The organism is Nocardia rhizosphaerihabitans (assembly GCF_014646295.1).
GTDB classification, from domain to species: Bacteria; Actinomycetota; Actinomycetes; order Mycobacteriales; family Mycobacteriaceae; genus Nocardia; species Nocardia rhizosphaerihabitans.
Genome location: NZ_BMNE01000001.1, coordinates 711,451 through 730,490, shown reverse-complemented (window position 1 = coordinate 730,490; position 19,040 = coordinate 711,451). Strand labels below are relative to the sequence as shown.

The following is a 19,040-nucleotide window of genomic DNA, read 5'->3' as shown; positions in this document are numbered from 1 at the left end:
TCGCGAATTCGATCAGAGCGAGCGGAGTGTGCGGGTGCCCAGCGCCCGCGCCGCTTCGATCACCGCCTGCACCGGCGGCCGGGTGTCGGCCGCGACGGGCGCCTGCACCCAGGTGCGGTAACCGGTGCGCTCGTCGTCGGGTGAGGGCAGCACGATCTGGCTGCCGTGGCACGCGACCGTCGTGTAGAGCCGGAACAGTTCGGCGGACGCGGTGGGGGTGAGGGTGTCGGGGCGGCACGGGCCGGTGAGGAAGGTCCAGCGCCTGGCCCGCGGGTGGTCGACGACCGGACCCGCGATCGCGGCGCTCCGCAACCGGGCCTGCACCCGCTCGCCCAGATCGCCCGGCATGGTGACCGCGCCGTAGTGCGCGCCGATCAACAGCAGAATGCGCCGGGAATCCGGATCGATCGTCGCGGGCAGGTGCAGTTCCCGCCGATAACGGACGCACCGAATTTGGAGCGTGGAATCGACCAATGTGCTCACGCGGCACCCCCACATGTATCGAACCTGTTGTGACCCACAGTGTTGTCTGACTTCCTGGAGTGGTGGACTAGCCCTGGGTCGAACTGCCCACGACTGCCTTGCCGCGGGCCGAATGCGCCGCCGACCAGGTCGAGACGAATAGTTGAACAGCAGGAATCGGCGACATAACAATATTGCGTCAATGGCCTGCTCGGCGCAAGCATTAGAATCACCGTGTTTCGAGTTCGTAATTCAAGGGTAAGTACAGGTTAGAGCCGCCGGACGAATGGCTGTGACCGATTCTCCGAAAATTCGATTGAACAATTACCGCCGGAATGATTAACGGCGGGGTTTCATCATGTCGGCCTACATTCACCGCCGGATCGATGCACGGCTGTCCGTTTCCCTGGACGTGACCGTGCCCGGGGTCCGATTCGACCCCGACCCGGCAGGCCTCACCCGGCCCGCCACTAGGCTGTGCGGCGAGCGGGTGCCGCCGGGAATAGCGGCCACCCACCTGCTGTTGGGCCCAACGGGTACGGATGACGCGACAAGGGAGTCAGGCATGTTCACAGGGATCGTCGAAGAGCTGGGCGAGATCGTCGCCACCGAACAGCTGGCCGACGCCGCCCGGTTGACGATCCGCGGCAAGCTGGTGACTTCCGATGCCGGGCACGGCGATTCGATCGCCGTCAACGGTGTCTGCCTCACCGTCGTCGACGTGATCGACGGCGACAGCTTCACCGTCGACGTCATGGCGGAGACGCTGAACCGGTCGAGCATCGGCGCTCTGGTCGCCGGCTCCCGGGTCAACCTCGAGCGCGCCGCCGCGCTCAACAGCCGCCTCGGCGGCCATCTCGTGCAGGGTCACGTCGACGGCACCGGCACCGTGCTCTCGCGGACGCCGTCGGAGAACTGGGAGGTCGTCCGGATCTCGCTGCCCGACGCGATCGCGCGCTATGTGGTGGAGAAGGGCTCGATCACCGTCGACGGCGTCTCCCTCACCGTCTCGGGTCTCGGCATCGCCGACGAGCCCGCCGCCGACGGCAACCGCGACTGGTTCGAAGTCTCGCTGATCCCGACGACGCTGGCACTGACCGTCCTCGGTACCGCGCCCGTCGGCACCACGGTGAATCTCGAGGTCGACGTGATCGCCAAGTACGTGGAGCGACTCGCCCAGCGAGGCTGACCTACCGCGGCCCCGGGCGGCACCGAAAGCGCCTGGAGCACGCCGTACTGTGTAGGAAGAATCGAGGCCGAGAGGCCGAGAAATACGCGGCGCCAGCCGCCAAGAATACGGAGCAAGCAGACGTGACCAGGTTGGACAGCATCGAGCGCGCGGTCGCCGATATCGCGGCCGGCAAGGCTGTTGTCGTCGTCGACGACGAGGACCGGGAGAACGAAGGCGATCTCATCTTCGCGGCCGAGAAGGCCACGCCGGAGCTGGTCGCGTTCATGATCCGCTACACCTCCGGCTACATCTGCGTGCCGCTGACCGGCGACGACTGCGACCGCCTCGGCCTGCCGCCCGCCTACGCGATGAACCAGGACAAGCACGGCACCGCCTACACCGTCTCGGTCGACGCCCGCGAGGGCATCACGACCGGCATCTCGGGCGCCGACCGCGCGGTCACCATGCGGCTGCTGGCCAGTGCCGACGCCAAGGCCGACGAGTTCACCCGGCCCGGTCACGTGGTGCCGCTGCGCGCCAAGGACGGCGGCGTGCTGCGCCGTCCCGGCCACACCGAGGCCGCGGTCGATCTGGCCAGGATGGCCGGTCTGCGGCCTGCCGGCGTGATCTGCGAGATCGTCAGCCAGAAGGACGACGGGCACATGGCCCGCACCGACGAGCTGCGGGTCTTCGCCGACGAGCACGATCTGGCGATGATCTCGATCGCCGACATGATCGCGTGGCGGCGCAAGCACGAGAAGCATGTCGTGCGGGTGGCCGAGGCACGGATCCCGACGGCGCACGGTGACTTCAAGGCGGTCGGCTACCAGAGCATCTTCGACGAGGCCGAGCACGTCGCGCTGGTGCGCGGCGACATCGGCGACGGCGAGGACGTGCTGGTGCGCGTGCACTCGGAGTGCTTGACCGGCGACGTCTTCGGTTCGCTGCGCTGCGACTGCGGTCCGCAGCTGGACGCGGCGCTGGAGATGGTCGACGCCGAGGGCCGCGGTGTCGTGCTCTACATGCGCGGGCACGAGGGTCGTGGCATCGGCCTGATGCACAAGCTGCAGGCCTACCAGCTGCAGGACACCGGCCGCGACACCGTCGACGCCAATCTCGATCTCGGACTGCCCGCCGACGCCCGTGACTACGGCACCGGCGCGCAGATCCTGGTCGATCTGGGGATCCGGTCGATGCGCCTGCTCACCAACAACCCCGCCAAGCGCGTCGGCCTGGACGGCTACGGCCTGCGGATCACCGAGCGGGTGCCGATGCCGTTGCGCGCCAATGCCGAGAACCTGCACTACCTGCGTACCAAGCGGGATCGGATGGGCCACGACCTGATCGGCCTGGATGACCTGGATCTGGGCGAAACCGCGCAGTGACCACCACTTCCGAAAGGTAGCAACGATGAGCGGCACGGGTGTCCCGTCCTTCGCGCTGGCACAGGCCAAAGACGTCAAACTCGGCATCGTCGCCTCGCGGTGGCACACCGAAATCTGCGACACCCTCGTCGCCAACGCGCAGCGCGTGGCCGAGGAAGCAGGCGTCGAGCAGGTGACCGTGGTGCGCTGCGCCGGTGCGATGGAACTGCCGGTCGTCGCCCAGGAACTGGCCCGCACGCACGACGCCGTCGTCGCGCTCGGTGTCGTGATCCGTGGTGGCACACCGCATTTCGAGTACGTGTGTGACGCGGTGACCGCCGGGCTGACCCGGGTGTCGCTGGATGCGGCCACCCCGGTCACCAACGGTGTGCTCACCACCAACGACGAGGAGCAGGCGCGCGACCGCGCCGGGCTGCCCGGTTCCTCCGAGGACAAGGGCGAGCAGGCCTGCGCCGCCGCCTTGGACGCCGCGCTCACCCTGCGCGCCCTGCGATCGGCGTGACCGTGCCGGTCGTGCGGACCTGGCGGCGCGGTGCGGGTGCCCCCGAACCCGGGGCGACCTGGGAATTCGAGGTGCGGCCGCGGCGCGCGATCCGGACCGCGGTGGTGGTCGCGATCGTCATCCTCGTCTTCTTCACCGCCGGTGGTCTGCTGCTGCGCACCGGTTCGACCGGGGTGAACTTCCGGGTCGCCGACCAGGTCGGAATGATCCTGATCGGCGTCCTCGGCGCGGCCGCGGTCCTGCTGCTCACCCGGCCGCGGGTCCGCGCGGGCGCCGCGGGGGTCTCGGTCCGCAATATCCTCGGCGATCACGAGTATCCGTGGGCCTACATCCGCAGCGCCGCGTTCCCCGACCGTAAGTCGTGGGCTCGCCTGGAACTGGTCGACGACGACTATGTCCCGATGCTGGCGATCCGCTCCAACGACAAGGCCCATGCCGCCGACGCCATCGAGCGCCTGCGTGAACTGGGCGCCAAGTATTCGTCCGAGGACTGACCCGCTAGCGGGTGTCGCCGAGGACCGCTCCTTCGCGGCGGGGGTCGGCGCCGCCGATCCAGCCGTCCTTGCCGTCGCGTTGTAGTGCGCTCAGACCGCTGGTCTGCGGTGCCACCGAGACCTGGTGGCCCATGGCGCGCAGGCGCTGGACGAGGGGGTCGTGGTCGCCGTTGTCGGTGGCATTGATGTCGGGGTGTTCGCCGCCGACGCCGGTCACCGGGGTGTTGCCGGCGCCGAAGGAGACGCCGGAGACCGCCTGTTGCGGGTCGACCCCCCAGTCCAGGACGTTGACCAGGGTCTTCACGACGAACTGGATGATCACCGCGCCGCCGGGCGAACCGGTCACCAGGGCGAGGTCGCCGCGGTTGCCCGCGTCGTCGCGGTCGAACACCAGGGTGGGGGCCATCGAGCTGCGCGGGCGCTTGCCGGGCTGCAGCCGGTTGGCGACCGGGGTGCCGTCCGGGTCGAGCGGGTCGGCGGCGAAGTCGGTGAGCTGATTGTTCAGCAGGAAGCCGTCGACGAAGTGGAACGAGCCGAACGCCGCCTCCACGGTGGTGGTCATCGCGGCGGCGTTGCCGTACTTGTCGACGACGGAGATGTGGCTGGTGCCGTGTTCGGGCGGCTGCGGGCCGTTGCCCAGCGGCACCGGACCGAGATCGCCGGGCTTGGCGGTGCCCATGCTGCGCTGCGGGTCGATCAGCGTCGACCGCTGCTTCAGGTACTGCGGGTGCACCAGGGAGAGCACCGAATTGCCCGGCAGCGGAACGAAATCCGGGTCGGCGACGTACTTGTTGCGGTCGGCGTAGGCCAGGCGCTCGGCCTCGGAGATCAGGTGCACGGCCTGCGCGTCGGGGCGTCCGCCGTCGGCGTCGACCTCCTGCGGGCGCAGGGCGGGCAGGTCGAAGTTGGCCAGGATGCCGAGCGTCGCGGCGACGGTGCTGCCGCCCGAGGACGGGGCGGGCATGCCGCACAGTTCGAACTTGCGGTAGCCGGTGCACAGCGCGGCGCGCTTCTTGACCTGGTAATCCGCCAGATCGGAGGTGGTCAGCAGGCTGGGGGTGCGCCCGCCCGCGGTGCTGCCCGCCGCCTCGACGATGTCCTGGGCGATGGCGCCGGTGTAGAGGGCCTCCGCGCCGTCGGTGGCGACGGCGGACAGTGTCTTCGACAGGGCCGGGTTGGTGAGAACCGTGCCTGCCTTCTTGGGCGAGCCGTCGGCTTCGAGGAAATACCCGCGCGCGCCCTCGTCGGCGGAGAGGTCCTTGGCCGACTCGGCGATCTGCCCGGCCAGCCGCGGACTGATCGCGAAACCGCTGTCGGCCAGGCTGATCGCCGGGTCGAACAGTTCCTTCCACTCGGTCATCCCGTGCTCGCGGTGGGCGAGTTCGAGCATCCGCAGCACGCCGGGCACCCCGATGGACCGGCCGCTGGCCCGGGTGTTGGGGGCGGGTTCGGTGCGGTCGGTGTCGCTGACCCAGCGCAGGTAGTTCTCGGTGGCCGCGGCGGGCGCGGTCTCGCGGCCGTCATAGGCCTCGACGGTGCGCGACTTCGCGTCGTAGTGCAGCAGGAACGCGCCGCCACCGATGCCGGAGGCCTGCGGTTCGACGAGCCCGAGCATCGCCTGCGCGGTGACCAGCGCGTCGGCGGCAGTGCCGCCCGCCCGCAGCACCCGGCACGCGGCCTCGGTGGCGAGCGGATTGGCGGTGGAGACCGCGTAGGTGTGGGTACGCACCGCGGTCATGCCCGAGCGGTAGCCCGACGCGATCTCCGGATTCGTGCTGAGATTCTGCGTGGTCGGGGCGCCGGTCGCCGGCGCCGCCGAGACGGGCGTGCCGTTCGGTGTACTCGTACATTCGGCTGCCGCGGCGTCGGTCGACGAGCAGCCCGTCAACAGCCCCACCGTGAGCACTCCGGCCGCCGCGGCCCCGATCCACGTCTGTCGCCTTGGCGTCATCCTGGCAGCGTAACCCCGCACGGCCCACCCTTGCCGCCGTTTCCGGCGCAGCACCCGCTGCGACGGTTGCCGCGGCGTCGACGCGCCGGTGACGACGGCACGAATGTTCGGTTGCCGAACCACTTTCCGCCCGTTGCGCTGCGCCGACCTCGCTACCCTGGCGAGATGGATATCGACGCGGTGCTGTTCGACTTCTCCGGCACGGTCTTCCGCTTGGAGGACGATCGGACCTGGGCCGACGAGTTGATCGACGACGACGGTGCGCCGTTCGACGTCGCGGCCAAAGCCGAAGTGCTGCGGCGGATGACGGCTCCGGTCGAGCAGTTCATGACCTTCGACGCGCGAGGTCAGCATGCCTGGGACAACCGTGATCTCGACCCGGCCCTGCACCGGCATGCCTATCTCGAGGTGCTGCGCGGATCCGGCGTTCCCGACGCGCAGGCTTCGCGCCTCTACGAGCGGCTCATCGACCCGCTGGCGTGGACGCCGTATCCCGACACCGGCACCGTCCTGGAATCCCTGGCCGCACAGGACATTCCGATCGGCATCGTCAGCAATATCGCCTTCGACATCCGCCCCGCCTTCGCGCAACGCGGCTGGGCGGACCTGATCGGTGCGATGACCCTGTCCTACGAGGTCGGCGCCATCAAGCCGGACGCCCAGATCTTCCGCGACGCCACCGACCGTCTCGGCGTCGACCCCGAGCGGGTCCTGATGATCGGCGACAGCACCGAAGCCGACGGTGGAGCGACCACCCTCGGCGCCCGCTTCGTCCTCGTCGACGCGGTTCCGACCGCCCAGCGCCCGCGGGCGCTCATCGACGCGCTCGCCGAGCACGGCATCCGCACGGCCGACTGATCCGCACGGGCCGAGGAGGTCAGCGCTCGCGGGTGAACCAGGCCTGGGCCGACGGACGCAGGAGCAGCGCGGCCACCGCACCGTTGGCGACGATGCCGACCGCACCCGGCGGCAGCCCGGTGAGGATCCCGGTGCACGACACCAGCCCCGCCAGCGCGGCGGCGCCGACCGTGGCCTTCCGGACCAGGTCACCGCCGCGGCCGAACAACAGCACCAGCGGGATGAGCGCGAAAGTCGGCAGGTAACCCGCGATCAGCGCACCGAGCGAGCCACCCGTGCCCAGCGCGATGGTGATGGCGATCAGCACGACGCCGACGGCGGCCGCGACCCCGGCGATGAGCCGCGCACCGCGCACGGTGCCCGGCATGACCCCCAGCGGGGTGCCCTCGTCGAACAGGTCGTCGTCGGCATGGGGTGGGGCAGCGGGCGCGTTGGTCATCGGAGGTCCTTTCCGGCACGGAAGCCGGCCACCCACGCTACACAGGCGAGTCGGCGGGCCTGCCGTCGCGCGGTCGTCCGGGCGCTGATCAGCGCGGCCGGTGGAACCAATCGCGCGCCGACCGCTGCGCGAGCAGGATCGCGACGGCACCGCCGATCAGCATCCCGAGCAGGCTCGGCGGCATCTGGCTCGCTGTCGAACCGAGACCGCACAGCGCCGTCAAACAGCCGACCACGATGGCCGTGGTCCTGATCCCCTGGCCGCCGGTCGGGAACGCGAACGCGAGCCCGCCCAGCACGAGGAACGGTCCGAAGCCGGCCGTTGCCCGCCCGGCGGCCTCGCCGCCCGCCATCGCACCGAAGACCACGATCAGCGCCAGCCCGAGCCCCGCCGCGACGAACGAGAGGACCTGGGCCGCGCGGACGCTGCCCGGCATCCGCACCGGCGCCTGCGGGTACCCGCCGTACGGGCCGCCCGGGTACGGGGCATAGCCGGGGTATCCGGGATCGCCGGGGTACGTCACGTAGCTGCCGTCGGGCTGGCGGCCGGGATGCGGAGCCGCCGGACCACCGTAGGTCTGGTGGGCAGGCGCCGCGGGATACGGCTGGTGGCCGGGCCCGGGTGCGATCGGCTGAGCGGCCGCCGGGTCGCCCGGTGCGGAATTCGGTACGGCGGGATGGTGTTCGGGGCCGGTCAACGGCTGTCCTTTCCGAGTGGATCATCGGGAGACGGCAGCACAGATCGATTCCGGCAGAAGCCCCCCGCGCACCATTCAAGATCATCGGTGCCCGCGCGTCATCTCAGGGGGAGCCGATGTCCGCCGGCGCGACCGGCCTGTCGGACGTCCTCGCTAGGCTGGATGCGTGGCAGATCCCGCGACGTACCGGCCGGCGCCGGGCACTATTCCCGTCGAACCCGGTGTGTACAAGTTCCGGGACGTGCACGGGCGCGTCGTCTACGTCGGCAAGGCCAAGAGCCTGCGCAGCCGGTTGAACTCCTACTTCGCCGACGTGTACTCGCTGCACCCGCGGACCAGGCAGATGGTGACCACGGCGGCCGGCGTCGAGTGGACGGTGGTGTCCACCGAGGTGGAGGCGCTGCAGCTCGAATACAACTGGATCAAGGAATTCGATCCGCGGTTCAACGTCCGCTACCGCGACGACAAGACCTATCCGGTGCTGGCGGTGACCCTCGACGAGGAGTACCCGCGCCTGTTCGTCTACCGCGGCGCCCGCAAGAAGGGCGTGCGCTACTTCGGCCCCTACGCCCACGCCTGGGCGATCCGCGAGACACTCGACCTGCTGCTGCGGGTGTTCCCCGCACGCACCTGCTCCAACGGAGTCTTCAAGCGGCACAGCCAGATCGGGCGTCCCTGCCTGCTCGGCTACATCGACAAGTGCTCGGCGCCGTGCGTCGGCCGGGTCACCGCCGACGAGCACCGCCAGATCGTCGACGACTTCTGCGACTTCCTCTCCGGCAAGACCGACAAGATGGTGCGCGCGCTGGAACGGCGCATGCACGAGGCCGCCGACGACCTCGACTTCGAGACCGCCGCCCGCCTGCGCGACGACGTGCAGGCCTTGCGCCGCGCACTGGAGAAGCAGGCGGTGGTGCTCGGCTCAGGCACCGACGCCGACGTGATCGCCTTCGCCACCGACGAACTCGAAGCCGCCGTCCAGATCTTCCACGTCCGCGACGGCCGCGTGCGCGGCCAGCGCGGCTGGGTGGTCGACAAGTCCGGCGACGCGCTCGACGTCGCCGAATCCGGCACCGAACTCGCGGCGCTTGTCGAACAGTTCCTCACCCAGTTCTACGGCGAACAGGCCGCCATGGCCGAGCAGAACGCCGACGGCGATGTCGTCGTCGTTCCGCGCGAGGTGCTGGTCCCCGAACTGCCCGCGGATGCCGAGGAGATCCAGGACTGGCTCAGCAGGCTGCGTGGTTCCGCGGTCTCGCTGCGCGTCCCGCAACGCGGCGACAAGAAGGCGCTCGCCGAGACCGTGCAGCGCAACGCGGGCGAGGCACTGGCCCAGCACAAACTCAAGCGCGCGGGCGACCTGACCTCCAGATCCCAAGCGCTGCAAGACATCCAGGACTTCCTCGACCTGGACAGCGCACCGCTGCGGATCGAGTGCGTCGATATCAGCCACGTCCAGGGCACCGACGTCGTCGCCTCGCTGGTTGTCTTCGAGGACGGCCTCGCCCGCAAATCCGACTACCGCCACTACGCGATCAAGGAGGCCGCGGGCGACGGCCGCTCCGACGACGTCGGCAGCATCGCCGAGGTGACCCGCCGCCGCTTCGCCAGGCTCGCCCGCGACCGCCAGCAGGTCGTCGACGTCGAGGTCGACGACACCGACGAGCCGACCTCGCGCCCCGGCGTCGACCCGGCCACCGGCAAGCCGCGCCGCTTCGCCTACCCGCCCAACCTCTACGTCGTCGACGGCGGAGCGCCCCAGGTCGCCGCGGCCGCCGAGGTGCTCGACGAACTCGGCATCACCGACGTCGCGGTGATCGGCCTCGCCAAGCGGCTCGAAGAGGTATGGGTGCCAGGCGAACCCGACCCGGTGATCATGCCGCGCAACAGCGAAGCCCTCTACCTGCTGCAACGCGTGCGCGACGAGGCACACCGCTTCGCGATCACCTTCCACCGCAGCAAACGCTCGCGGCGGATGACGGCATCGGCGCTGGACTCGGTACGTGGACTCGGCGAGGCGAGACGAACCGCGCTGGTCACCCACTTCGGCTCGGTCGCCCGGATAAAGGACGCGACTGTCGAAGAGATCACATCGGTGCCCGGTATCGGCGTCTCCACGGCGAAAGCGGTGCTGGAAGCACTGAACAGCCCGTAGCGAGGACGGGCGCGGATCACAGGACGCAAGATTGCGAGTGCCGTACGTTGAGTGTCTGCGCCCGATACCCGAACCGGTGCGGGATGATCGAAAGGCACCCAGAAACGGACCCGGTAGGACATGACACGCGTCGAATCGAACAACAATGCGGGGGCGGTACCCGGACAGACCGGGTCGGTCACCGACAAAAAGCAACCAGTAGAAGTGGTCATCGTGACCGGCTTGTCCGGCGCGGGCCGCGGCACCGCCGCGCGCGTATTGGAGGATCTCGGCTGGTACGTCACCGACAACCTGCCGCCCGAACTGATCGGGCGGATGATCGAGCTCGGCGCCGCAGCCGAACCACCGATCCGGCGTCTGGCGCTGGTCATGGACGTGCGCAGCCGGTTCTTCACCGGTGACCTCTCCGGCGTCACCGAGCAGCTGCGCTCGGCAGGCATCCGCACCAGAGTGTTGTTCCTCGAAGCCTCCGACGATGTCCTGATCCGGCGATTCGGCTTCGCCAGGCGCAGGCATCCGCTGCAGAGCGACAGCCCCGACGGCACCCTCTCGGCAGGCCTGACCGCCGAGCGGGTCCGGCTCGCCGCGGTCAAGGCGGCGGCCGATGTCGTCATCGACACCACCGAGCTGTCGATCCACCAGCTGCACCGCAAGCTGGAGGAGGTGTACGGCGCAGGCGCGCCCGCAGCGCTGCAACTGACCGTGCAGTCGTTCGGATTCAAGTACGGTGTTCCACTCGACGCCGACATGGTGTTGGATGTGCGATTCCTGCCCAACCCGCACTGGATTCCCGAGCTGCGGGAACACACGGGCCAGGAATCGGTGGTCAGCGACTACGTGTTGTCGAGGCCGGGTGCGCAGGACTACCTGCAGACCTGCCACCATCTCGTCGACCTGACCACGACCGGATACCGCCAAGAGGGGAAGCGATACATGACGGTGGCAGTGGGGTGCACCGGCGGCAAGCATCGCAGTGTCGCGATCGCCGAGGCGCTCGGCGAGCGCATCGGCGCCGATACCGGGCACGCGGCGGTGGACGTCGTCCGCGTCGTGCACCGGGATCTGGGGCGCGAATGAGTGGATGGGAAGCCGACCCGGCCGTTGTCGCGCTGGGCGGCGGTCACGGGCTCTACGCGACCCTGACGGCGGTACGCAGGCTGACCAGACGGATCACCGCGGTCGTCACCGTCGCCGACGACGGCGGGTCGTCGGGCAGGCTGCGCGCCGAACTGGGCATGCTGCCGCCGGGTGACCTGCGGATGGCGCTGGCCGCCCTCGCCGAGGACGCCGACGGCGTCTGGGCGACGACGGTGCAGCACCGTTTCGGCGGAACGGGCGCGCTGGCCGGTCACTCGGTCGGCAATCTGATCCTGGCCGGGCTCACCGATGTACTCGGTGACCCGGTGGCCGCGCTCGACGAGGTGGGCAGGCTGCTGCGGATCACCGGCCGGGTGCTGCCGATGTCGCCGATCCCGCTCGACATCGAGGCCGAAGTGTCGGGCCTGGAAGCGGATCCGCGAATCGGGCGGTGTGTGCGCGGTCAGGTTGCGGTGGCGACCACGCCGGGTAAGGTCCGGCGGGTGCGGCTGATTCCGTCCGATCCGCCTGCCAGTCCCGAGGCGACCTCGGCCATCGAGCACGCGGATGTCGTTGTGCTGGGGCCGGGTTCGTGGTTCACCAGCGTCATTCCGCATGTCCTCGTGCCGCAACTGCACGAATCGCTGGTGCACACCAGGGCGCGCAAGGTGCTCGTGCTGAACCTGGCCGCCGAGCCGGGGGAGACGGCCGGCTTTTCGGCGGAACGTCATCTGCATGTATTGTCCCAGCACGCACCGGATTTCGCGGTCGACGACGTGCTCGTCGACTCGGCGTCGGTGCCCGAGGGGCGGCAACGGGAACATGTGGCAAGAGCCGCCGAACAGTTGCGCGCACGGGTAACGTTCAGCGATGTCGCCGAGCCGGGAACGGATCGGCATCATCCCGGAAAACTAGCCGCCGCACTGGATCAGCTGATCCGGCAGCCGCGGTCGCAACTGGCAGGGCTTCGAGTCGAGGGACGGCACACGGGATCGGATGTGCGTTCCGGGTCGGTGGGAAAGGAGCGCGTCTCGTGGCGATGACAGCCGAGGTGAAGGACGAGCTGAGCAGGCTCGTGGTGTCGCAGGTCAGCTCGCGCAAGGCGGAATTGTCGGCCTTGCTGCGGTTCGCCGGTGGTCTGCACATTGTCGGTGGCCGGGTGATCGTCGAGGCCGAGGTGGACATGGGGTCCATCGCGCGGCGGTTGCGCCGGGAGATCTTCGAGCTCTACGGGTACGGCTCCGACGTGCACGTGCTCGGTGCGGGCGGGCTGCGCAAGACGTCCCGCTACGTCGTGCGGGTGTCGAAGGAAGGCGAGGCGCTGGCGCGCCAGACCGGTTTGCTCGACGTGCGCGGGCGACCCGTGCGCGGGCTGCCCGCCCAGGTGGTCGGCGGCAGCATCGGTGACGCCGAAGCGGCTTGGCGCGGTGCGTTTCTCGCGCACGGTTCGCTCACCGAGCCGGGGCGTTCCTCGGCGCTCGAGGTGAGCTGCCCCGGCCCGGAGGCGGCATTGGCGCTGGTCGGCGCCGCCCGGCGGCTCGGTATCACCGCCAAGGCGCGTGAGGTCCGCGGCACCGATCGGGTGGTGGTGCGTGACGGCGAGGCGATCGGCGCGCTGCTCACCCGGATGGGCGCGCAGGACACCAGGCTCACCTGGGAGGAACGCCGGATGCGCCGCGAGGTGCGGGCCACCGCCAACCGGCTCGCCAACTTCGACGACGCCAATCTGCGCCGGTCGGCACGGGCGGCCGTCGCCGCGGCGGCGCGGGTGGAGCGGGCGCTGGAGATCCTCGCCGACGACGTGCCGGACCACCTGGCCGCCGCGGGCAAGCTGCGCGTCCAGCACCGGCAGGCCTCGCTCGAGGAGCTCGGTCAGCTGGCCGAACCGCCGATGACGAAAGACGCTGTGGCCGGACGGATCCGGCGCCTGCTGTCGATGGCGGACCGGCGGGCCAAGGACCTCGGCATTCCCGACACCGAATCGGCCGTGACGGCCGAACTTCTCGACGACGCGTAGCGCGGTCGTTCGCCGGTCGCTGTGGTGAATCCGACGTTTAGGGCAGAGCGGTCATGCATGACCGCTCTGCCCTTTATTCTGGGGTTCCCGCAGGCCGGGGGCAGGGACCTCACAAATCACAGGTGGCTGTCGTGAAGTCGACAGTCGGCTACTAGTGTGGTGACGGTCGGAATGAATCCGCTTGAAAGCTGAGGAGCGATAACGTGACTGTCCGGGTAGGTATCAACGGCTTCGGTCGTATCGGACGAAACTTCTTCCGTGCGGTGGAGGCGCTGAAGGCTGTCGGCAAGACCGATATCGAGATCGTCGCGGTCAACGACCTCACCGACATCAACACCCTCGCCACGCTGCTGAAGTACGACTCCATCCTGGGTCGGCTGCCGCAGGACGTCTCCGTCGACGGCGACACCATCGTGGTCGGCGAGCAGCGCATCAAGGCGCTCGCGATCAAGGAGGGCCCCTCGGCACTGCCGTGGGCCGACCTGGGTGTCGACGTGGTCGTCGAGTCGACCGGCATCTTCACCGCCGCCGAGAAGGCCAAGGGTCACCTGTCCGCCGGCGCCAAGAAGGTCATCATCTCCGCGCCCGCCACCGGCGACGACATCACCATCGTGATGGGCGTCAACGACGACAAGTACGACGGCAGCCAGAACATCATCTCCAACGCCTCGTGCACCACCAACTGCCTCGGCCCGATCGCGAAGGTCCTGCACGACTCGTTCGGCATCGAGCAGGGTCTGATGACCACCATCCACGCCTACACCCAGGACCAAAACCTGCAGGACGCGCCGCACAAGGACCTGCGTCGCGCCCGCGCCGCTGCCCTGAACATCGTGCCCACCGGCACCGGCGCCGCCAAGGCCATCGGGCTGGTGCTGCCCGAGCTGCAGGGCAAGCTGGACGGCTACGCGCTGCGCGTTCCGGTTCCGACGGGCTCGGTCACCGACCTCACCGCGACCCTGACCAAGGCCGCCACCATCGACGAGATCAACGCCGCGATGAAGGCCGCCGCCGAGGGTCCGATGAAGGGCATCCTGAAGTACAACGAGGACCCGATCGTGTCGAGCGACATCGTCACCGATCCGCACTCCTCGATCTACGACGCACCGCTGACCAAGGTCATCGGCAACGAGGTCAAGGTCGTGTCCTGGTACGACAACGAGTGGGGCTACTCGAACCGCCTGGCCAACCTGGTCGATCTCGTCGGCAAGTCGCTCTGAGCCCGATGACTGTCCAGACACTGCAAGATCTGCTGGCCGAGGGTGTCGAGGGCCGGGGCGTGCTCGTGCGCTCCGACCTCAACGTCCCGCTCGACGACAACGGCCAGATCACCGACCCGGGCCGCATCATCGCCTCGGTCCCGACCATCCAGGCGCTGGTCGAAGCCGGTGCCAAGGTGGTCGTGATGGCCCACCTGGGTCGGCCCAAGGGCGAGCCCGACGCCAAGTTCTCGTTGGCCCCGGTGGCCGCGAAACTGGCCGAGCTGCTGGGCCGCAACGTCCAGCTCGCCGGTGACGTGGTCGGCTACGACGCGCTCTCGCGCTCGGAAGGCCTCACCGACGGCGACGTGCTGCTGCTCGAGAACGTGCGTTTCGACGCGCGCGAGACCAGCAAGGACGATTCGGAGCGGGCCAAACTGGCCGCCGCCTACGTCGAGCTGGTCGGCGACGACGGTGCGTTCGTCTCCGACGGTTTCGGTGTGGTGCACCGCAAGCAGGCGTCGGTCTACGACGTCGCCCAGGTGCTCCCGCACTACGCGGGCACGCTGGTGGCCGCCGAGGTCGACGTGCTGCAGAAGCTCACCCAGGACCCGGCCCGCCCGTACGCGGTGGTGCTCGGCGGCTCGAAGGTCTCCGACAAGCTCGCGGTCATCGAGGCGCTGGCCCCCAAGGTCGACACCCTGGTCATCGGCGGCGGCATGTGCTTCACCTTCCTTGCCGCACAGGGCCTTTCGGTGGGCACCTCGCTGCTGCAGGAAGAGATGATCGACACCTGCAAGTCGCTGCTCGAGCGCTTCGGCGACGTGCTGCACCTGCCGGTCGACATCGTGGCGGCCGACAAGTTCGCGCCCGACGCGGACGCCGAGATCGTCGCGTCGACCGAGATCCCCGACGGCTGGATGGGCCTGGACATCGGCCCCGAATCGGTGTCGCGGTTCGCCGCGCTGCTGACCGAGGCGCAGACGGTGTTCTGGAACGGCCCGATGGGCGTGTTCGAGTTCGAGAAGTTCGCCGCGGGCACCCGCGGGGTGGCCGAGGCCATCGTGACCGCCACCGGCAAGGGCGCGTTCACGGTCGTCGGCGGCGGTGACTCGGCGGCCGCCGTGCGCACGCTCGGCCTGCCCGACGACGGTTTCTCGCACATCTCCACCGGTGGTGGCGCGTCCCTGGAATACCTGGAAGGCAAAGAGCTGCCCGGTATTTCGGTGCTGGAGGGCTGAGCGATGGCAGCACGTAAGCCGCTCATCGCGGGCAACTGGAAGATGAACCTCAACCACCTCGAGGCCATCGCGCTGGTGCAGAAGGTGGCCTTCGCGCTGCCGGAGAAGTACTTCGCGAAGGTCGACGTGTCGGTGATCCCGCCGTTCACCGATCTGCGCAGCGTGCAGTCGGTGGTCGAGGGCGACAAGCTCCTGCTCACCTACGGTGCGCAGGACGTGTCGGTGCACGACTCGGGCGCCTACACCGGTGAGATCAGCGGGTCGATGCTGGCCAAGCTGGGCTGCACCTTCGTGGTGGTCGGGCACTCGGAGCGTCGTCAGTACCACAACGAGGACGACGCGATCGTGCTGGCCAAGGCCAAGCAGGCGCTGAAGAACGAGATCACCCCGATCGTCTGCATCGGTGAGGGTCTCGGCGTCCGCGAGGCGGGCACGCACGTCGAGTACAACCTCGAGCAGCTGCGTGGTTCGCTGAAAGGCCTGACGGCCGAGCAGATCTCGCAGATCGTCATCGCCTACGAGCCGGTCTGGGCGATCGGCACCGGCAAGGTCGCCTCGGCGGCCGACGCGCAGGAAGTGTGCGGCGCGATCCGGGCCGAGCTGGCCGAACTGGCCTCGCCGGAGGTCGCCGCGGGTGTTCGCGTGCTCTACGGCGGGTCGGTCAACGCCAAGAACGTCGGCGAGCTGGTCGGTCAGCCCGACATCGACGGCGCCCTGGTCGGCGGTGCCTCGCTCAAGGCGGACGAGTTCGCGACCCTGTCGGCGATCGCCGCGGGTGGGCCGCTGCCCTGATCGGGTAGAGTTGTGGCGAAGGGCCGGAAACCGAAAAGGTTTCCGGCCCTTCGTCGTTCGTCGCTACTGCGCGTGCAGGATCAGGCCGTTGCCGTTGTCGTTGCGCAGGGTGAGGCTGTCGCCGTCGATGGTGGACGTCGTGCGGCCGTCGAGGGCGCGCAGCACGGCGTTCTCGATCTCCATGACATCCGGTGCGCACATCATCTTGGTGGTGGCGACGGCGAAATTCACCGCGTCGCCGGGGCCGACGCCCGCGGTGCCGGTCATCCGGTTGCAGCCGGCCATCCCGTTGACGGTGCCGCCCGCGCCGATCGTCAGGTTCGCGCCCACCTCGTCGAGGGTGGTGGAGCGGACATGGCCCTGCTCGGTGATCAGAGTGGTGACGACCCAGGTGGTGCCGGTCAGCGGCTTGTCCGGGGTGACGATCTTCTTGTCGGTGAGGTGGATGGTGGTGTCCTTGCCGGTGAGGGTCAGCTTGTCGCCGTCCAGACGCCAGGTGGGATCGGACTCCAGGAAGGAGTTCTGCCAGGCGTCGGACATGCCGACGTCGTCGGCGCACGCCATCAGGGTGCTCGCCAGCGGCGAGGTGCTCAGGACGTGGTCGCTCAGGTCGACGGTGCCGCTGCTGGTGTTGCAGCCGGAGTTCGCCGAGATGCGGCCCTCGGCGAAGGTGAGCCTCATCGGGCCGCCGCCGGGGATCGGGTCGCCCTCGACCTCGGTGGAGAGGTAGGTGTGTCCCATCGGGGTCGCGGTGTCGTCCGGCGCCTTTCCGGAATCGGAGGAGGAACAGGCCGTGGCCGCGGCGGTGGCGAGTACACAGAGCGCGGCGAGACGGAGCAGAGTTGCCGACATGTAGCCCATCGTACGTGGCAGAGGGGTGAATTCGGCTCGAGCTGCGGCGAATCCGTCTCGCGGCCGCACCCGGCCTGCCGCCGTTGCGCACACGGTCGGGCGAGGTCGCCGGGGATATGCTCGGCGGGTGAACAGTGTGGCGGCGGGACCGGTGTCGACGTGGGCACCGTTGGGCTCGCCGGTGTTCCGGGCACTGTGGATCGCGCAGCTGGTGTCGAATCTGGGCACGTGGATGCAGACGGTCGGCGCGCAGTGGATCCTGGTCGATCAGCCGAACGCGGCGGCGCTGGTGTCGTTCGTGCAGACCGCGCTCGCGTTGCCGGTGATGTTGCTGTCCATCCCGTCCGGGGTGCTCGCCGACCTGGTCGACCGGCGCAGGCTGCTGATCGGCGCGCAGTCGGGGATGGCGCTGGCCTCGCTCACCCTCACCGTGTTCACCGCCACCGGGCACACCACGCCCGCGGTACTGCTGACCCTGCTGTTCCTGCTCGGTTGCGGGCAGGCGCTCACCGCACCTGCGTGGCAGGCGATCCAGCCGGAACTGGTGCCGCGCGACCAGATCACCTCCGCGGCGGCGCTGGGCAGCATGAGCGTCAATATCGGCCGCGCGGTCGGGCCCGCGGTGGCGGGGGTGATCGTGTCGATCGCCGGGCCGACGGTGGTGTTCGGGTTCAACACGCTCTCGTTCGTCGGGATCGTCGCGGTGCTGCTGGTGTCGCAGTGGCCGATCCGGATGCGCACCCTGCCCAGCGAGCGCCCGCTCGCGGCCCTGCAGGCAGGCACCCGGTTCATCCGCGCCGCGCCCGCGATCCGGCGGGTGCTGTTCCGCGCGATCCTGTTCATCGCGCCCGCCAGCGCGGTGTGGTCGCTGCTGCCGGTCATCGCGCACGACCGGCTCGGGCTGGCCTCCGACGGCTACGGGCTGCTGCTCGGCGCGCTCGGCCTCGGCGCGGTGTGCGGTGCGCTCGGCCTGTCCCGGCTGCGGGTGCTGTTCACGCCGACCCAGCGGCTGGCGCTGGCCGCTGTGCTGTTCGGGCTCGGCGCGGTGGCGACGGCGCTGGTGCCGAGCGTCCCGATCGTGCTGGTGCTGCTGGTCGGGTCAGGCCTGGCCTGGCTGCTCGCCATGGCGACGCTGAACTCGACCATGCAGTTGCTGCTGCCCGCCTGGGTGCGGGCACGTGGGCTGTCGGTGTACATGCTGGTGTTCATGGGCGGGCAGGCCATCGGCTCGCTGGTGTGGGGTCTGGTCGCCGGTGCGTACAGCGCGGTGGCGGCGCTGCTGATCGCGGCGGGGTTGCTGGCCTGCTGCGCGGTGAGCACGCTGTGGTGGCCGATCCGGCACAACGTCGAGGACATCGACCTGTCACCGGCCGCGTTCTGGCCCGAACCGCAGCTCGTCGTCGAACCCGACCCCGAGGACGGCCCGGTCCTGGTGATGCGCGGCTACGACGTGCCGCCCGAGGACGTGGCCGGGTTCACCGCGGCGATGGCCATGGTCGGCCGGTCCAGGCAGCGCACCGGCGCGATGGAATGGCGGCTCTACCGCGACGTCGGCACCGTGGACCGATTCGTCGAAGCCTTCGTCGTCCGCTCCTGGGCCGAGCACATGCACCAGCACCAGGTCCGGCTCACCGCCCGCGACCAGGAGATCGAACAGACCGTCGCCCACTGGTCGGCCGGCGCCGAAACCGTCGCCCACCTGGTCGCCGTCGAGCCTGGTTAGACCAGCCGGGCGTCGACCCCATAGG

The 19,040-nt window shown here is 69.5% G+C and carries 18 protein-coding genes; 13 read left to right on the top strand and 5 right to left on the bottom strand.

What is annotated here, in order from left to right:
* Positions 1–12 precede the first annotated feature (12 nt).
* A complete protein-coding gene (locus IEY60_RS03215; protein ID WP_229739503.1) occupies positions 13–483 on the bottom strand; it encodes a hypothetical protein in 471 nt (156 codons plus the stop codon).
* Between the two features lie 544 nt (positions 484–1,027).
* Between IEY60_RS03215 and IEY60_RS03210 the strand changes: the two genes are divergently transcribed.
* From IEY60_RS03210 to IEY60_RS03195, 4 genes are all read left to right on the top strand, one after another.
* Positions 1,028–1,651, top strand: coding sequence for a riboflavin synthase (locus IEY60_RS03210; RefSeq protein ID WP_189023588.1), 624 nt, complete (start codon positions 1,028–1,030; stop codon positions 1,649–1,651).
* A 122-nt stretch (positions 1,652–1,773) separates the two neighbouring features.
* A complete protein-coding gene (locus tag IEY60_RS03205) occupies positions 1,774–3,018 on the top strand; it encodes a bifunctional 3,4-dihydroxy-2-butanone-4-phosphate synthase/GTP cyclohydrolase II (RefSeq protein ID WP_189023586.1) in 1,245 nt (414 codons plus the stop codon).
* Positions 3,019–3,043: 25 nt separating this feature from the next.
* Positions 3,044–3,520 carry a 6,7-dimethyl-8-ribityllumazine synthase gene (gene ribH, locus IEY60_RS03200; protein WP_189023584.1) on the top strand — a complete coding sequence of 159 codons (477 nt, stop codon included), beginning with the start codon at positions 3,044–3,046 and terminating at the stop codon, positions 3,518–3,520.
* Positions 3,521–3,531: 11 nt separating this feature from the next.
* Positions 3,532–4,014 (top strand): PH domain-containing protein, encoded by a 483-nt coding sequence (locus tag IEY60_RS03195; protein WP_308426071.1) that lies wholly within the window; start codon positions 3,532–3,534, stop codon positions 4,012–4,014.
* Between the two features lie 4 nt (positions 4,015–4,018).
* On the opposite strand, the gene IEY60_RS03190 is transcribed toward IEY60_RS03195, so the two are convergent.
* On the bottom strand, positions 4,019–5,965 hold the full coding sequence (locus IEY60_RS03190; protein ID WP_189023580.1) for a gamma-glutamyltransferase family protein: 1,947 nt from the start codon (positions 5,963–5,965) through the stop codon (positions 4,019–4,021).
* A gap of 165 nt (positions 5,966–6,130) precedes the next feature.
* Between IEY60_RS03190 and IEY60_RS03185 the strand changes: the two genes are divergently transcribed.
* Positions 6,131–6,823: an HAD family hydrolase gene (locus IEY60_RS03185; protein WP_189023578.1), complete on the top strand. Its 693-nt coding sequence runs from the start codon at positions 6,131–6,133 to the stop codon at positions 6,821–6,823.
* A 19-nt stretch (positions 6,824–6,842) separates the two neighbouring features.
* Here IEY60_RS03185 and IEY60_RS03180 read toward each other — a convergent pair whose 3' ends face one another.
* Both IEY60_RS03180 and IEY60_RS03175 read right to left on the bottom strand, forming a co-directional pair.
* Entirely contained in the window at positions 6,843–7,262 is a 420-nt protein-coding gene (locus tag IEY60_RS03180) for a hypothetical protein (protein ID WP_189023576.1), read from the bottom strand.
* A gap of 88 nt (positions 7,263–7,350) precedes the next feature.
* Complete coding sequence (locus IEY60_RS03175; protein ID WP_189023574.1) at positions 7,351–7,959, bottom strand: hypothetical protein; 609 nt, start codon at positions 7,957–7,959, stop codon at positions 7,351–7,353.
* Positions 7,960–8,125: 166 nt separating this feature from the next.
* On the opposite strand from IEY60_RS03175, the gene uvrC reads away from it, so the two are divergent.
* The 7 genes from uvrC (at position 8,126) to tpiA (ending at position 16,440) form a co-directional block, all read left to right on the top strand.
* The gene (uvrC, locus tag IEY60_RS03170; RefSeq protein ID WP_189023572.1) at positions 8,126–10,114 is read left to right on the top strand and encodes an excinuclease ABC subunit UvrC; all 1,989 of its coding nucleotides are present in this window, start codon (positions 8,126–8,128) and stop codon (positions 10,112–10,114) included.
* A 120-nt stretch (positions 10,115–10,234) separates the two neighbouring features.
* Positions 10,235–11,191 (top strand): RNase adapter RapZ, encoded by a 957-nt coding sequence (gene rapZ, locus IEY60_RS03165; RefSeq protein ID WP_229739502.1) that lies wholly within the window; start codon positions 10,235–10,237, stop codon positions 11,189–11,191.
* Entirely contained in the window at positions 11,188–12,234 is a 1,047-nt protein-coding gene (locus tag IEY60_RS03160) for a gluconeogenesis factor YvcK family protein (protein WP_189023569.1), read from the top strand. The genes rapZ and IEY60_RS03160 overlap by 4 nt, the downstream gene beginning before the upstream one ends.
* Positions 12,225–13,208 (top strand): DNA-binding protein WhiA, encoded by a 984-nt coding sequence (gene whiA, locus IEY60_RS03155; protein ID WP_067493655.1) that lies wholly within the window; start codon positions 12,225–12,227, stop codon positions 13,206–13,208. The genes IEY60_RS03160 and whiA overlap by 10 nt, the downstream gene beginning before the upstream one ends.
* A gap of 203 nt (positions 13,209–13,411) precedes the next feature.
* Positions 13,412–14,428, top strand: coding sequence for a type I glyceraldehyde-3-phosphate dehydrogenase (gene gap / locus IEY60_RS03150; RefSeq protein ID WP_189023567.1), 1,017 nt, complete (start codon positions 13,412–13,414; stop codon positions 14,426–14,428).
* Between the two features lie 5 nt (positions 14,429–14,433).
* Positions 14,434–15,648 carry a phosphoglycerate kinase gene (locus IEY60_RS03145; RefSeq protein WP_189023565.1) on the top strand — a complete coding sequence of 405 codons (1,215 nt, stop codon included), beginning with the start codon at positions 14,434–14,436 and terminating at the stop codon, positions 15,646–15,648.
* A 3-nt stretch (positions 15,649–15,651) separates the two neighbouring features.
* Positions 15,652–16,440 (top strand): triose-phosphate isomerase, encoded by a 789-nt coding sequence (gene tpiA, locus IEY60_RS03140; RefSeq protein WP_189023563.1) that lies wholly within the window; start codon positions 15,652–15,654, stop codon positions 16,438–16,440.
* A 63-nt stretch (positions 16,441–16,503) separates the two neighbouring features.
* Here tpiA and IEY60_RS03135 read toward each other — a convergent pair whose 3' ends face one another.
* Positions 16,504–17,292 carry an META domain-containing protein gene (locus tag IEY60_RS03135; RefSeq protein WP_229739501.1) on the bottom strand — a complete coding sequence of 263 codons (789 nt, stop codon included), beginning with the start codon at positions 17,290–17,292 and terminating at the stop codon, positions 16,504–16,506.
* A 136-nt stretch (positions 17,293–17,428) separates the two neighbouring features.
* Between IEY60_RS03135 and IEY60_RS03130 the strand changes: the two genes are divergently transcribed.
* Positions 17,429–19,015 carry an MFS transporter gene (locus IEY60_RS03130; protein WP_373291673.1) on the top strand — a complete coding sequence of 529 codons (1,587 nt, stop codon included), beginning with the start codon at positions 17,429–17,431 and terminating at the stop codon, positions 19,013–19,015.
* Positions 19,016–19,040: the final 25 nt, after the last annotated feature.